Source organism: Salmonella sp. 741265050_HSA (assembly GCF_046569445.1).
Classification (GTDB): Bacteria; Pseudomonadota; Gammaproteobacteria; order Enterobacterales; family Enterobacteriaceae; genus Salmonella; species Salmonella enterica.
In genome coordinates this window covers 467,811-481,493 of the sequence record NZ_JBKFSV010000001.1, presented here as the reverse complement: position 1 = coordinate 481,493, position 13,683 = coordinate 467,811, and the positions used below count along the sequence as shown (strand labels likewise).

The 13,683-nt window shown below is 54.3% G+C and carries 13 protein-coding genes; 11 read left to right on the top strand and 2 right to left on the bottom strand.

Going from position 1 to position 13,683, the window contains the following annotated elements:
- The first annotated feature begins 31 nt into the window (after positions 1-31).
- Positions 32-1,540, top strand: a complete 1,509-nt coding sequence (locus ACLD4F_RS02400; protein WP_000753334.1) for a YdgA family protein — start codon at positions 32-34, stop codon at positions 1,538-1,540.
- Positions 1,541-1,597: 57 nt separating this feature from the next.
- On the opposite strand, the gene ACLD4F_RS02395 is transcribed toward ACLD4F_RS02400, so the two are convergent.
- On the bottom strand, positions 1,598-2,626 hold the full coding sequence (locus tag ACLD4F_RS02395; protein WP_079944750.1) for a Mal regulon transcriptional regulator MalI: 1,029 nt from the start codon (positions 2,624-2,626) through the stop codon (positions 1,598-1,600).
- Positions 2,627-2,798: 172 nt separating this feature from the next.
- On the opposite strand from ACLD4F_RS02395, the gene malX reads away from it, so the two are divergent.
- The 3 genes from malX to add all read left to right on the top strand — a co-directional run bounded on the left by malX (position 2,799) and on the right by add (position 6,791).
- The gene (gene malX / locus ACLD4F_RS02390; RefSeq protein WP_000208903.1) at positions 2,799-4,391 is read left to right on the top strand and encodes a maltose/glucose-specific PTS transporter subunit IIBC; all 1,593 of its coding nucleotides are present in this window, start codon (positions 2,799-2,801) and stop codon (positions 4,389-4,391) included.
- A 9-nt stretch (positions 4,392-4,400) separates the two neighbouring features.
- On the top strand, positions 4,401-5,573 hold the full coding sequence (locus tag ACLD4F_RS02385) for a MalY/PatB family protein (RefSeq protein ID WP_079944749.1): 1,173 nt from the start codon (positions 4,401-4,403) through the stop codon (positions 5,571-5,573).
- Between the two features lie 216 nt (positions 5,574-5,789).
- A complete protein-coding gene (gene add / locus ACLD4F_RS02380; protein ID WP_080108503.1) occupies positions 5,790-6,791 on the top strand; it encodes an adenosine deaminase in 1,002 nt (333 codons plus the stop codon).
- Between the two features lie 73 nt (positions 6,792-6,864).
- Here the strand turns inward: add and ACLD4F_RS02375 are convergent, their stop codons facing one another.
- Positions 6,865-7,905, bottom strand: coding sequence for an oxidoreductase (locus ACLD4F_RS02375; RefSeq protein WP_000998242.1), 1,041 nt, complete (start codon positions 7,903-7,905; stop codon positions 6,865-6,867).
- Between the two features lie 207 nt (positions 7,906-8,112).
- Here ACLD4F_RS02375 and blr point away from each other — a divergent pair, with 207 nt between their 5' ends.
- The 7 genes from blr to rsxD all read left to right on the top strand — a co-directional run bounded on the left by blr (position 8,113) and on the right by rsxD (position 13,682).
- Positions 8,113-8,238 carry a division septum protein Blr gene (blr, locus tag ACLD4F_RS02370; RefSeq protein ID WP_001708800.1) on the top strand — a complete coding sequence of 42 codons (126 nt, stop codon included), beginning with the start codon at positions 8,113-8,115 and terminating at the stop codon, positions 8,236-8,238.
- 297 nt (positions 8,239-8,535) lie between these two features.
- Positions 8,536-8,751 (top strand): transcription modulator YdgT, encoded by a 216-nt coding sequence (ydgT, locus tag ACLD4F_RS02365; protein WP_000217946.1) that lies wholly within the window; start codon positions 8,536-8,538, stop codon positions 8,749-8,751.
- Between the two features lie 88 nt (positions 8,752-8,839).
- Complete coding sequence (locus tag ACLD4F_RS02360) at positions 8,840-9,280, top strand: DUF2569 domain-containing protein (RefSeq protein WP_079944747.1); 441 nt, start codon at positions 8,840-8,842, stop codon at positions 9,278-9,280.
- A gap of 76 nt (positions 9,281-9,356) precedes the next feature.
- The gene (gene rsxA / locus ACLD4F_RS02355; protein ID WP_000133179.1) at positions 9,357-9,938 is read left to right on the top strand and encodes an electron transport complex subunit RsxA; all 582 of its coding nucleotides are present in this window, start codon (positions 9,357-9,359) and stop codon (positions 9,936-9,938) included.
- Positions 9,938-10,516, top strand: coding sequence for an electron transport complex subunit RsxB (rsxB, locus tag ACLD4F_RS02350; protein ID WP_080108505.1), 579 nt, complete (start codon positions 9,938-9,940; stop codon positions 10,514-10,516). Before rsxA ends, rsxB begins: the two co-directional genes overlap by 1 nt.
- Entirely contained in the window at positions 10,509-12,623 is a 2,115-nt protein-coding gene (gene rsxC, locus ACLD4F_RS02345; protein WP_411010656.1) for an electron transport complex subunit RsxC, read from the top strand. Before rsxB ends, rsxC begins: the two co-directional genes overlap by 8 nt.
- A complete protein-coding gene (gene rsxD / locus ACLD4F_RS02340; protein ID WP_411010655.1) occupies positions 12,624-13,682 on the top strand; it encodes an electron transport complex subunit RsxD in 1,059 nt (352 codons plus the stop codon).
- The last annotated feature ends 1 nt before the right edge of the window (position 13,683 follow it).

The following is a 13,683-nucleotide window of genomic DNA, read 5'->3' as shown; positions in this document are numbered from 1 at the left end:
CCGCCTGGTTTCATTTTTATGGACAATTGATATGAAAAAAACACTGGTAGCTGCAGGTGTAGTAATTGCACTTGGCATCGTCTGGACAGGCGGCGCCTGGTATACGGGGAAAAAGCTGGAGAACCATCTTGCAGAAATGGTGACTCAGGCCAATGAACAGCTCAAGCGTACTGCGCCGGAGGCCGGTGTCGAATTAAGTTATCAAAACTACCAGCGTGGCGTGTTCAGTAGCCATCTGCAACTGGTTGTCAAACCGGTTGCCGGCGCAGACACTACCTGGTTGAAGCCCGGGCAAAGCATTGTGCTGGACGAGTCCGTTTCACATGGCCCCTTCCCGCTCGCCCAGCTCAAAACGCTCAATCTGATCCCTTCTATGGCGTCGGTAAAAACCACCCTGGTGAATAACGATGCGGCAAAACCCCTCTTTGATATCGCGAAAGGCGACACGCCCTTTGTTATCAATACCCGCATTGGTTATGGCGGCGATACCCGCTCCGATATCTCTCTCAAGCCGTTAAACTACGAGAATGCCGGTGAAAAGGTCGCCTTTAGCGGCGGCGAGTTCCAGCTTAACGCCGATAAAGACGGTAATGTGGTTTCGCTGTCAGGCGAAGCGCAGAGCGGCCTTGTCGATGCCGTTAACGAATATAATCAGAAGGTCCAACTCACCTTTAATAATTTGAAAACCGACGGTACCAGTAAGCTGGCAAGCTTTGGCGAACGTGTGGGCGACCAAAAGTTAACGCTGGATAAACTGTCCATCGCCATTGAGGGTAAAGAGATGGCGGTGCTGGAAGGGATGGAAATTGCCGGCAAGTCCGATCTCGTCAACGACGGAAAAACCATTAACAGCCAGTTGGATTACTCGCTTAACAGCCTGAAAGTGCAGAATCAGGATTTAGGCAGCGGTAAATTAACGCTGAAAGTCGGTCAAATCGACGGCGAAGCCTGGCACCAGTTTAGTCAGCAATATCATGCGCAAACGCAGGCGCTGCTGAATCAGCCGGACGTGGCGCAGAATCCTGAGCTTTATCAGCAAAAAGTCACTGAAGCGTTCTTTAGCGCTCTCCCCGTGCTGTTAAAAGGCGATCCGGTACTGACTCTGGCGCCGCTTAGCTGGAAAAACGCCAAAGGGGAAACCACGCTGAATCTGTCGCTGTTCCTCAAAGATCCGGCAACCACAACGGCACAACCGCAAACGCTGGCGCAGGAAGTCGACCGCTCCGTGAAATCGCTGGATGCGAAACTGGCAATTCCGATGGACATGGCGGTCGAGTTTATGACGCAGATAGCAAAGCTGGAAGGCTATCAGCAGGATGATGCGGAAAAACTGGCAAAACAGCAGGTGCAGGGGCTGTCCGCAATGGGTCAGATGTTCCGACTGACAACGCTGAAGGATAATACTATCGCCTCCAGTTTGCAGTACGCCAATGGCCAGATCACGCTCAACGGACAAAAAATGCCGTTGGAAGACTTTGTCGGCCTGTTTGGAATGCCGGCGCTTTCCGTTCCGGACGTTCCGGCGCTGCCTCAACAATAATCGCCTTGCCGGGTGTCGCGACGCTACACCCGGTCTGCGCCGAACGACGCGCAGCCTCTACTTTTGCGTTACCAGGCGAGCGGCTATCGTTTGACTCCGCACATGGTGCTCGTCGTGAGCAATACGCTGCAATATTCGTTCGGCCAGGGTATAGCCTATTTCTCGCGCCGGCGTACTGGCCCAGATAATCGGCAGGTCGTCGAGGGCGTTCTCCGCCACATCAGCAAACGCCGCCAGCGACACCTGCTGCTCGAAATAACGATCGACACCGCTCTCGCCACTCTGTCGTCCGGCTCTCAGCAGGCCAAACCACGCCCCCATCGCAATGGTTTCGTTGTAACAAACGACAGCGCTAATGGTCGGATTGTATCGCAACAGCGCGGTAATGCTTTCTGCTGCCTGTTTCTGACTGGAAGCGCATTCCACGACCCACTCGCTGTGAAACGGTAGACCGTATTTTAACAACGTCGCGCAATAGCCGCCCACGCGCTCCGCGCGGGTTAAAGATGCGCTTTGTCCTCCCAGCCAGGCGATGCGCTGATGGCCCTGACGAATAAGGTACTCCGTCAGGAGTTGCGCCGCCTGCATGTTGTCAGGCCGAACGGTATCCGCATCATCAAGATAGCTGGCGCGTGACGCAAACACCACCGGAATTCCTTGTGCGTCGGCCTGCGCTCTCAGCGCTTCGCTACTGCCCGCCGCACCGGCGATCACCATGCCATCCACGCCCTGATTAAGCAGCATGGTAAAACGCTGATTTAGCTGTTCGCCATCTTTCCCCCCGTGCAGGAGAAAAACCATACGGCCTTGCGCTTCCAGCGCTTCCGTTAACCCGGCGGTTAATTCGGCATAAAAGGGTGCCGATAAATCACGCACGATCAAACCGATAACGCCGCTTTGCCCGCCACGCAGCGCGGACGCCTGGCGGTTACGCACAAAACCCAGTTGTTCAATTGCCGCGTTTACGCGCTCGCCGGTCGCGACCGATATTCGCCCCTTGCCGCTCAGCACTAAGGAAACGGTGCTCACCGACACGCCAGCCGCCAGCGCAACATCGTGGATAGTGATTTTTTTGGCGATAGCCATGTCAACAAATCGCTCCAGAATCTGACAGATAAAACGTTTTACCTATCTGTTATCTTTATACGCGTTATTATCGGTCAGTAATGTGATTAATGCCGCACTAAAATTTGATAAAACGTTTTATCTTTTCGCCATCATAACCTGACACCGGCCTTTATTAACAAGGAGTCGTTAGATGACGACGAAAACCACGCCAAAAATAACGCTATGGGAATTTTTCCAGCAACTGGGCAAAACGTTTATGTTGCCCGTCGCCTTGCTCTCGTTCTGCGGCATTATGCTCGGTATCGGCAGCTCGCTTAGTAGCCACGACGTAATCACCCTGCTCCCCGTGCTGGGTAATCCCTTGCTACAGGCTATCTTTACCTGGATGAGTAAAGTAGGTTCTTTTGCCTTTAGCTTCCTGCCGGTGATGTTTTGTATCGCGATTCCGCTTGGTCTGGCGCGGGAAAACAAAGGCGTCGCCGCGTTTGCCGGGTTTGTCGGTTATGCGGTCATGAACCTTGCAGTCAACTTCTGGCTCACGGCAAAAGGCATTCTGCCGACCACCGATGCGGCGGTGCTGAAAGCCAATAACGTACAAAATATTCTGGGCATCCCCTCTATCGATACCGGCATCCTCGGCGCCGTTATCGCTGGTATTATTGTCTGGATGCTGCATGAACGGTTTCATACCATTCGTTTGCCGGATGCGCTGGCCTTTTTCGGCGGTACGCGTTTTGTACCTATCGTTTCCGCCGTTGTGATGGGGCTTGTCGGCCTGGTTATCCCGCTCGTCTGGCCGGTTTTTGCGATGGGAATTAGTGGACTGGGTCATATCATCAATAGCGCCGGCGACTTCGGACCGATGATTTTCGGCACCGGCGAGCGCCTGCTGTTGCCTTTTGGTCTGCACCATATTCTGGTAGCGCTGATTCGCTTCACCGAGGCGGGGGGTACGCAAGAGGTATGCGGGCATACCGTGAGCGGCGCATTGACTATTTTCCAGGCCCAACTCAGTTGCCCAACGACGCACGGCTTCTCTGAAAGCGCCACTCGCTTCTTATCGCAAGGCAAAATGCCGGCGTTTCTCGGTGGGTTGCCGGGCGCCGCGCTGGCAATGTACCACTGTGCCCGTCCAGAAAACCGCCCTAAAATTAAAGGATTATTGATTTCCGGTTTAATCGCCTGTGTTGTCGGCGGTACAACGGAACCGCTGGAATTCCTGTTCCTGTTCGTAGCGCCGGTGCTGTACGTTATTCATGCTCTGCTGACCGGACTGGGCTTTACCATCATGGCTATTCTCGGCGTCACTATCGGCAATACGGATGGCAATATTATTGACTTTGTGGTGTTTGGCATCCTGCATGGTCTGTCAACAAAATGGTATCTGGTACCGGTAGTGGCGGCGATTTGGTTTGCGGTTTACTACCTCATTTTCCGCTTCGCCATTACACGCTTTAACCTCAAAACACCGGGGCGCGAAGCGGAGATTGCCACCAGCATTGAAAAAGCGATCGCTGGCGCGCCAGGAAAATCCGGCTACAACGTGCCTGCTATCCTGGCGGCATTAGGCGGCACGGAAAACATCGTGAGTCTGGACAACTGCATCACCCGCCTACGTCTGTCCGTGAAAGATATGTCGCTTGTCGATGTCCAGGCATTGAAGGACAATCGTGCGATAGGCGTCGTACAGCTCAATCAGCATAATTTGCAGGTGGTTATCGGCCCGCAGGTTCAGTCGGTAAAAGATGAAATGGTTGGTCTGATGAATACCGTTCAGGCATAAGGAAGAGATATGTTCGATTTTTCACAGGAAGTTGACCGTCGCGGGACATGGTGTACGCAGTGGGATTATGTCGCCGATCGTTTTGGCGAGGCCGATCTACTCCCCTTTACGATCTCGGATATGGATTTTGCCACCGCGCCGTGTATCCTGGAGGCGCTAAACCAGCGCCTTTCCCACGGTGTGCTGGGCTATAGCCGTTGGAAAAATGAGGCGTTTTTAGGGGCGATTACCCACTGGTTTGCGACACGCCATCAGACCACGATAGATGCCCACTCCCTCGTATACGGCCCCTCCGTTATCTATATGGCGTCCGAGCTTATCCGCCAGTGGTCCAACGAAGGCGATGGCGTGGTAGTTCATACCCCCGCTTACGATGCTTTTTATAAGGCGATTGAAGGCAACCATCGCATCGTCACTCCCGTCCCGCTGGAGAAAGAAGGCAACGCCTGGTATTGCGATATGGCTAAACTGGAGGCGGCGCTGGCGCGTCCGGAAAGCAAAATCCTGCTGCTGTGCAGTCCGCAAAATCCCACCGGTAAAGTGTGGACGCGTGACGAGCTGGAAACGATGTCAACGCTGTGCGAGCGCCATGGCGTACGGGTGATTTCCGATGAAATTCACATGGATATGGTATGGGGAAACCAGCCGCATATTCCCTGGAGCAATGTCGCGCGCGGAGACTGGGCGCTGCTCTCCTCCGGCTCGAAAAGCTTCAATATTCCGGCATTAACCGGCGCTTATGGAATCATTGAAAATATTGAAAGCCGTGAACGCTACCTGGCCGCCTTAAAAGGGCGCGACGGCCTCTCTTCGCCAGCGGTGCTCTCGCTCACGGCGCATATTGCCGCGTATCAGCACGGCGCGCCGTGGCTGGATGCGTTACGCGCCTCGCTGGCGGCTAATATGCGCTATATTGAGCAGGCGCTGAATGGCGCCTTTCCGACGTTGAACTGGCAAGCGCCGCCATCGACCTATCTGGCCTGGATTGATCTCCGTCCACTCGGCATTGACGATCAAAAATTACAGCACACGCTCATTCATCAGGAGAAAGTCGCCATTATGCCCGGCGATACCTATGGCGCCGAAGGCCGGGGATTTGTGCGTCTGAATGCCGGATGCCCTCGCCTGAAACTTGAAAAAGGCGTCAACGGATTGATTAACGCTATCCGCACCGTTCGCTGATACTGTCTACAGGCGGGGGGTTGACCCTTTATCCTAAGATGCGATAACAGAGACGCCCCCGTGAGCTGACCGGGGGCGCGTTAAAGAGAATGATACAAAATTTCTCCCGCGCTCTCGCGAAGTTGCAACGTAATGACTCCGTTTTTGCAAAATTTCCAGAGGATTATCAATCTGTAGTATAATGGTGCGCACTTTTATTAAAAATTGAGTGCGCCCATGATTGATATTACGCTTCCTTTAACTGACATCCACCGCCACCTTGATGGCAACATTCGCGCCCAAACAATTCTGGATCTTGGTCGGCAGTTCAACATCGCCCTTCCCGCCCAAACGCTGGAAACGCTGATTCCGCATGTCCAGGTCACCTCAACCGAACCCGATTTAGTGAGCTTTCTCACGAAGCTCGATTGGGGGGTAAAAGTCCTGGCATCGCTTGACGCCTGCCGCCGTGTGGCCTTTGAAAATATTGAAGATGCCGCACGTAACGGCCTGCATTACGTCGAGCTTCGCTTTTCGCCCGGCTATATGGCGATGGCGCATCAGTTACCGATCGCAGGCGTGGTTGAAGCCGTTATCGACGGTGTACGCGACGGCTGTAACACGTTTGGCGTCGAGGCACGACTCATTGGCATTATGAGCCGTACCTTCGGCGAGGCGGCATGTTTACAGGAGCTTGATGCGCTGCTGGCGCACAGAGAGAAAATCACCGCGCTGGATTTAGCCGGTGATGAGCTGGGCTTTCCCGGCAGTCTGTTTTTGTCGCACTTTAATCGGGCGCGCGATGCGGGCTGGCATATTACCGTTCACGCTGGCGAAGCCGCAGGGCCGGAAAGTATCTGGCAGGCGATTCGCGAACTGGGGGCCGAACGTATCGGACATGGCGTAAAAGCTGTCGAAGATCGCGCGTTAATGGATTTTCTTGCACAGCAGCGTATCGGTATTGAATCCTGTCTGACCTCGAATATTCAGACCAGTACCGTCACATCGCTGGCGGATCATCCACTCAAAACCTTCCTTGAGCATGGCGTTCTCGCCAGTCTTAATACGGACGATCCGGCTGTTCAGGGCGTAGATATTATCCATGAATATCACGTCGCCGCGCCAGCGGCAGGATTGAGCCGCGAACAGATTCGCCAGGCGCAGATTAACGGTCTGGAAATCGCCTTTCTGAGCGATAGCGAAAAACGTGCGCTGCGCGAAAAAGTGGCCGCGGCGTAAGATTGCTTTATTGACACTAACGCTCTTCTCCGCCTGCGGTTTAATGCTATCCCAGGCGGAGAAATGCGACATCTCAGGCAAGACACAGCGTCGCGCGATGTTTTGCCGATTCCATGCCCAGTTCAATCAACTCCATAATTTGAATCGCCTGGCTTGCCGGCACGGGATTTTCACCGTTACCGTTTAACGCATCGCGGATAGCGGCATAATATGCCGGATAGTTACCCGGCAACGTAAGCCAGTTCTCTTCTTTGCGCGTCTCTCCCTCAACCAGGGTCAATACGCCGTCACGCATGTCGTATCCCCAGTCTTCCTGCGGTAAACGCTCGCCGTTTTTTAACCGTTCTTCCTGGGGATCGAGGCCATATTTTACATAGCTACCGCGCGAACCATGAACGATGTATCGCGCGGATTCCGCCGCGGCCAGCATCGTACCGTGCAAAATCACGCGGCGCTGGGGGTAGGATAAAATCGCGTGGAAATAATCTGTAGATTGCGCGCCCGGACGCAGTTGCGCTAAATCCACCGTCATGCTGACCGGCAGGCCAAAAAGTTGAATGGCCTGATCCAACAAGTGCGGCGCCAGATCGTACCAGATACCACTTCCTGGCCCGCCTTGCTCGCGCCAGCGGTCGCGCACCTGGGGACGGAAACGATCAAAGTGGGATTCAAACAAGGACACCTCGCCGAGCACGCCATCCGCCAGCAAGGCCTTCAGCGTCAAAAAATCGCTGTCCCAGCGTCGGTTGTGGAAGACGGAAAGTACCCGACCAGTGCTCCGCGCAAGCGCATCCAATTCTCGCGCCTGTGACAGTGTCACGGTAAAGGGTTTATCAACCACCACATGCTTACCGGCTTCCAGCGCAGCTTTCGCCAGCGGGAAATGGGTATCGTTGGGCGTCGGGATCACGATCAGGTCGATATGCGGATCGTTAAATAAATGTCGGGGCTCAGAGACCACGGAAACCGCCGGCCAGTCTGCTTTCACTTTTGTTTCATCGCTGCTGGACACCGCCGCAAGCTCTAGCCCTGGCGTTCCCATAATTAAGGGCGCATGAAAGGTTTTACTGGCGTAGCCATAACCGATTAACCCAACGCGGATTTTGTCATTCATCTCACTGCCTCCGGTTTTAGATATCGCTATTCCACACCATCGTGCGATTAGCCGCAATAGCGTCCTGACCATCAACGTAGCATCAAATGATTAACTTGTTACAGAACAGAGGCTGAAATCGTTTCCCTCCCTCTTGCCGACCGTTCGCCAGGAAAGTAACATTTACCCTCTGTGTTTATGGATAAATCAAAGCAAATGTCGTCAATAATGAATCGTCTTATTGAATTAACTGGGTGGATAGTTCTCGTTATCTCAGTCATTCTTTTAGGTATTGCCAACCATATTGACAATTACCAACCACCAGAGCCCACGGCTTCCGTCCAGAAGAAGTAAGCGTCAGATAATGTAAAGGCATTTTCGCGTGGTACGGTAAGCGGCGCCCCGGGGGGTGCAAAGAAAAGTCAAAAACCGGCAAAAAAAACGAAATATGTCCTATCTGGTCTGACGTTTATTGCCTGTTGTAGGAAAGCGCGTTAACCTTTCGCCCCAGGCGCCATGTGGCGCCTGACTCTTTACCGGTAAGAATATTCCCTTTTTACCTGCACCCCTGACCTCTTACTGGTGCGGTTTTGTTTATTTTTTATCAGTGACTACTCCGTTGGCATTATATTTAATATGGATCAACTTTATATGACTGTTCAGGATTATCTATTAAAATTCCGCAAAATTAGTTCGCTCGAAAGTCTGGAAAAACTGTTCGACCACCTTAACTATACCCTTACTGATGACATGGACATTGTTAATATGTATCGCGCTGCAGATCACCGCCGTGCCGAACTGGTTTCCGGAGGACGCCTGTTTGATGTAGGTCAGGTTCCGCAATCCGTCTGGCGCTATGTGCAATAAAGAAAGTAGCGTTTAACATCAAAAACCTTATAATGTTTGCCCCAAAATGAGCGGCATGACCGTTAACGCGTGTAACCCCGGAGAAGATATGACAACAACACCGCCACAACGAATTGGAGGCTGGCTTCTTGGCCCGTTAGCCTGGCTGTTAGTCGCGTTGTTGAGCACCTCGCTGGCGTTATTACTCTACGTTATGGCGCTTGCCACACCGCAAACGTTCAAGACGCTTAGCGGACAGGAAACCGGTAATTTACTGCTATGGGGCATTTCATTTATTACCGCTATCGCCATGTGGTACTATACCCTGTGGTTGACGATCGCATTCTTCAAGCGCAGACGCTGCGTGCCGAAGCATTACATTATCTGGCTGCTGGTGTCGGTGTTACTGGCGGTTAAAGCATTTGCCTTTTCGCCCGTCTCAGATGCCTTTGCCGTGCGTCAGTTACTCTTCCCACTGTTGGCGACGGCGCTCATTGTGCCTTATCTCAAACGTTCAGCGCGCGTCAAAACAACGTTTGTTAATCCGTAATAACCCTACAGTTAACCTGTTGTCGCCTGTGGTAGTTTGACAGATAATAGGCGGCTTTTTTATTTCAGGCCGAAACATGACTGATTACCTGCTGCTCTTTGTCGGAACTGTACTGGTCAATAACTTTGTACTGGTCAAATTCCTGGGCCTTTGTCCCTTTATGGGCGTATCCAAAAAACTGGAAACCGCCATGGGGATGGGCCTCGCGACGACCTTTGTCATGACGCTGGCGTCGATATGCGCCTGGCTTATCGACACCTGGATACTTATTCCGCTGGATCTGATTTATCTGCGGACGCTGGCCTTTATCCTCGTCATTGCTGTGGTCGTGCAATTTACCGAAATGGTTGTGCGGAAAACCAGCCCGGCGTTATACCGCTTGTTAGGCATCTTCTTACCACTGATTACCACTAACTGTGCGGTTCTGGGCGTAGCGTTACTGAATATTAATCTCGGTCATCACTTTCTTCAGTCGGCGCTGTACGGATTTTCCGCCGCCGTCGGCTTTTCATTAGTGATGGTTCTGTTTGCCGCCATCCGCGAACGCCTTGCCGTGGCGGATGTGCCCGCCCCTTTTCGTGGTAACGCGATAGCATTGATTACCGCAGGATTAATGTCTTTGGCCTTTATGGGCTTTAGTGGTTTGGTGAAGTTGTAATGAATACTATCTGGATTGCCGTTGGCGCCCTGACCCTTCTGGGTCTGGTGTTCGGCGCCATTCTGGGTTATGCCTCCCGCCGATTCGCGGTTGAAGATGATCCGGTTGTTGAAAAAATCGATGCGATTTTGCCGCAGAGTCAGTGTGGTCAGTGCGGCTATCCCGGCTGTCGCCCCTACGCCGAAGCCGTGGGTCTCCAGGGCGAGAAAATCAATCGTTGCGCGCCCGGCGGCGAAGCCGTCATGCTGAAAATGGCAGAGTTGCTAAACGTAGAGCCGCAACCATGCGATGGTGAAGAACTGCAGGCCGCGCCAGTACGTATGCTGGCAGTTATTGATGAAAATAACTGCATTGGCTGCACAAAATGCATTCAGGCCTGCCCGGTTGACGCCATCGTTGGCGCAACTCGCGCCATGCACACGGTCATGAGCGATCTCTGTACTGGCTGTAATCTGTGCGTCGATCCGTGTCCGACGCACTGCATCGAATTACGTCCGGTGAATGAGACGCCCGACAGTTGGAAATGGGATTTGAACACTATTCCCGTTCGCATCATTCCCGTGGAACAACATGCTTAAACTATTTTCCGCTTTCAGAAAAGATAAAATCTGGGATTTCGACGGTGGTATTCATCCGCCCGAAATGAAGTCCCAGTCAAACGGCACGCCGCTGCGCCAGGTGCCTTTAGCGCCGCGCTTTGTTATCCCTTTAAAACAGCACATTGGCGCTGAGGGCGAGCTGTGCGTTAGCGTCGGCGATCGCGTGCTACGCGGCCAGGCGCTTACCCGTGGACGTGGGAGAATGCTGCCGGTACACGCGCCCACCTCCGGGACGGTTATCGCTATTGCCCCCCACTCGACGGCACATCCTTCGGCGCTGGCGGAGTTAAGCGTCATCATTGATGCCGACGGCGAGGACCGCTGGATTGAACGCGAGGGCTGGTCTGATTACCGCGCCCACAGCCGTGAAGCGCTCATTGAACGCATTCATCAGTATGGCGTTGCCGGGCTTGGCGGCGCAGGGTTTCCCACCGGCGTTAAATTGCAGGGTGGCGGCGATAAAATCACCACGCTTATTATCAATGCCGCAGAGTGCGAACCTTACATTACGGCGGACGATCGTTTGATGCAGGACTGCGCCGCGCAGATTGTGGAAGGTATTCGCATCCTGGCGCATATTCTGCAACCGCGTGAGGTATTAATCGGCATTGAAGATAACAAACCGCAGGCTATTTCCATGCTGCGCGCCGTACTGGCTGACGCCCACGATATTTCGTTACGTGTGATCCCAACCAAATACCCTTCCGGCGGCGCAAAACAGCTCACCCAAATACTGACGGGAAAACAGGTTCCCCACGGCGGGCGCTCCTCTGATATTGGCGTGCTGATGCAAAACGTCGGTACGGCGTATGCCGTTAAACGCGCCGTGGTTGACGGCGAACCGATCACAGAACGCGTTGTCACCTTAACGGGTGAAGCGGTAAGCCGTCCGGGTAACGTCTGGGCGCGGCTCGGCACTCCCGTTCGTCATTTGCTTAACGATGCCGGGTTCTGCCCTTCTGCTGACCAGATGGTCATCATGGGCGGCCCGTTGATGGGATTCACCCTTCCCTGGCTTGACGTACCGGTCGTAAAAATCACCAACTGCCTGCTGGCGCCATCCGTGACTGAAATGGGAGCGCCTCAGGAAGAGAAAAGCTGTATTCGTTGCAGCGCTTGCGCTGACGCCTGCCCTGCCGACCTTTTACCGCAGCAGCTTTATTGGTTCAGCAAAGGGCAGCAGCATGACAAGGCTACCGCACACCATATTGCTGATTGTATAGAATGCGGCGCCTGCGCCTGGGTCTGCCCCAGTAATATTCCGCTCGTCCAATATTTCCGTCAGGAAAAAGCGGAGATTAATGCGATCAGGCTTGAAGAAAAACGCGCCGCCGAAGCCAAAGCGCGTTTTGAGGCTCGTCAGGCAAGACTGGAGCGCGAAAAAGCCGCCCGCCTTGCACGTCACAAGAGCGCAGCGGTACAACCAGCGGCAAAAGATCAGGATGCCATTGCCGCTGCGCTGGCGCGGGTAAAAGAGAAACAGGCGCAGGCCACGCAACCGGTGGTTATTCAGGCGGGTAGTCTGCCAGACAATAGCGCCGTCATCGCGGCCCGTGAAGCGCGTAAAGCGCAAGCGCGCGCTAAACAAGCGGCTCATCCGGTGGCTGACAGCGCGATACCCGGCGACGACCCGCGTAAAGCCGCAGTGGAGGCGGCTATCGCTCGCGCCAAAGCCCGCAAACAGGAGCAGCAGGCCGGAAGCGAACCTGCCGAACCGGTCGACCCGCGCAAAGCCGCGGTGGAAGCGGCTATCGCCCGCGCCAAAGCCCGCAAGCAGGAGCAGCAGGCCGGAAGCGAACCTGCCGAAGCGGTCGACCCGCGTAAAGCCGCAGTGGAGGCGGCTATCGCCCGCGCCAAAGCCCGTAAGCAGGAGCAGCAGGCCGGAAGCGAACCTGCCGAACCGGTCGATCCGCGTAAAGCCGCGGTGGAAGCGGCCATCGCCCGCGCCAAAGCCCGCAAGCAGGAGCAGCAGACCGGAAGCGAACCTGCCGAACCGGTAGACCCGCGTAAAGCCGCGGTTGCTGCGGCTATCGCCCGCGTTCAGGCAAAAAAAGCAGCACAGCAGCAGGTTGTTAACGAGGACTAAATGGTATTCAGAATCGCAAGCTCGCCTCATACCCATAACCAGCGCCAGACATCGCGAATCATGTTGCTGGTATTAATCGCCGCTCTGCCGGGGATTGCCGCGCAGACATGGTTTTTTGGTTGGGGAACGCTTTTCCAGATCGTTCTGGCTGCCATCACGGCGCTCGTCGCAGAAGCCATTGTCCTTAGACTGCGCAAACAATCGGTCGCCAGTCACCTGCAGGATTATTCCGCGTTATTGACGGGGCTTTTGCTGGCGGTCAGCATCCCTCCGCTTGCGCCCTGGTGGATGGTCGTGCTGGGAACCGGATTCGCCATTATTATCGCTAAACAGTTATATGGCGGGCTGGGACAAAACCCCTTTAATCCGGCCATGATCGGCTACGTGGTGCTATTAATCTCCTTTCCGGTGCAAATGACAAGCTGGTTGCCGCCTTATGAAATAGCCGCAACAACGCCCGATATGCTGGACACGTTGCGGATGATTTTTACCGGGCATACCGCCAGCGGCGGCGATATGACGCTGCTACGTATCGGTATTGACGGTATCAGCCAGGCGACGCCGCTGGATACGTTTAAAACGTCCTTGCGCGCCGGGCACTCCGTTGAGCAAATCATGCAGTACCCGATATACAGCGGTGCGCTGGCTGGCGTGGGCTGGCAGTGGGTTAACCTCGCCTGGCTTGTCGGCGGCGTATTCCTGCTGTGGCAAAAAGCCATCCGCTGGCATATCCCGGTCAGTTTTCTGCTGACGCTGGCGCTATGCGCCGCGTTAGGCTGGCTTTTCTCGCCCGCTACGCTGGCCTCGCCGCAGCTTCATCTGCTGTCAGGCGCCACCATGCTGGGCGCATTTTTTATCTTGACGGATCCGGTTACCGCCTCCACGACCAACCGTGGACGTTTAATTTTCGGCGCGCTGGCTGGGGTATTAGTGTGGCTGATTCGTAGCTTCGGCGGCTATCCGGACGGCGTTGCTTTTGCTGTCCTGTTGGCGAATATCACGGTTCCTCTGATCGACTACTACACGCGCCCCCGCGTCTATGGACATCGCAAAGGATAAA

Bases quoted from the DNA above. Each gene is read 5' to 3' on its own strand.
- ACLD4F_RS02400 (WP_000753334.1), top strand. From the start codon at position 32: ATGAAAAAAACACTGGTAGCTGCAGGTGTAGTAATTGCACTTGGCATC.
- ACLD4F_RS02395 (WP_079944750.1), bottom strand. From the start codon at position 2,626: ATGGCTATCGCCAAAAAAATCACTATCCACGATGTTGCGCTGGCGGCT.
- malX (WP_000208903.1), top strand. From the start codon at position 2,799: ATGACGACGAAAACCACGCCAAAAATAACGCTATGGGAATTTTTCCAG.
- ACLD4F_RS02385 (WP_079944749.1), top strand. From the start codon at position 4,401: ATGTTCGATTTTTCACAGGAAGTTGACCGTCGCGGGACATGGTGTACG.
- add (WP_080108503.1), top strand. From the start codon at position 5,790: ATGATTGATATTACGCTTCCTTTAACTGACATCCACCGCCACCTTGAT.
- ACLD4F_RS02375 (WP_000998242.1), bottom strand. From the start codon at position 7,905: ATGAATGACAAAATCCGCGTTGGGTTAATCGGTTATGGCTACGCCAGT.
- blr (WP_001708800.1), top strand. From the start codon at position 8,113: ATGAATCGTCTTATTGAATTAACTGGGTGGATAGTTCTCGTTATCTCA.
- ydgT (WP_000217946.1), top strand. From the start codon at position 8,536: ATGACTGTTCAGGATTATCTATTAAAATTCCGCAAAATTAGTTCGCTC.
- ACLD4F_RS02360 (WP_079944747.1), top strand. From the start codon at position 8,840: ATGACAACAACACCGCCACAACGAATTGGAGGCTGGCTTCTTGGCCCG.
- rsxA (WP_000133179.1), top strand. From the start codon at position 9,357: ATGACTGATTACCTGCTGCTCTTTGTCGGAACTGTACTGGTCAATAAC.
- rsxB (WP_080108505.1), top strand. From the start codon at position 9,938: ATGAATACTATCTGGATTGCCGTTGGCGCCCTGACCCTTCTGGGTCTG.
- rsxC (WP_411010656.1), top strand. From the start codon at position 10,509: ATGCTTAAACTATTTTCCGCTTTCAGAAAAGATAAAATCTGGGATTTC.
- rsxD (WP_411010655.1), top strand. From the start codon at position 12,624: ATGGTATTCAGAATCGCAAGCTCGCCTCATACCCATAACCAGCGCCAG.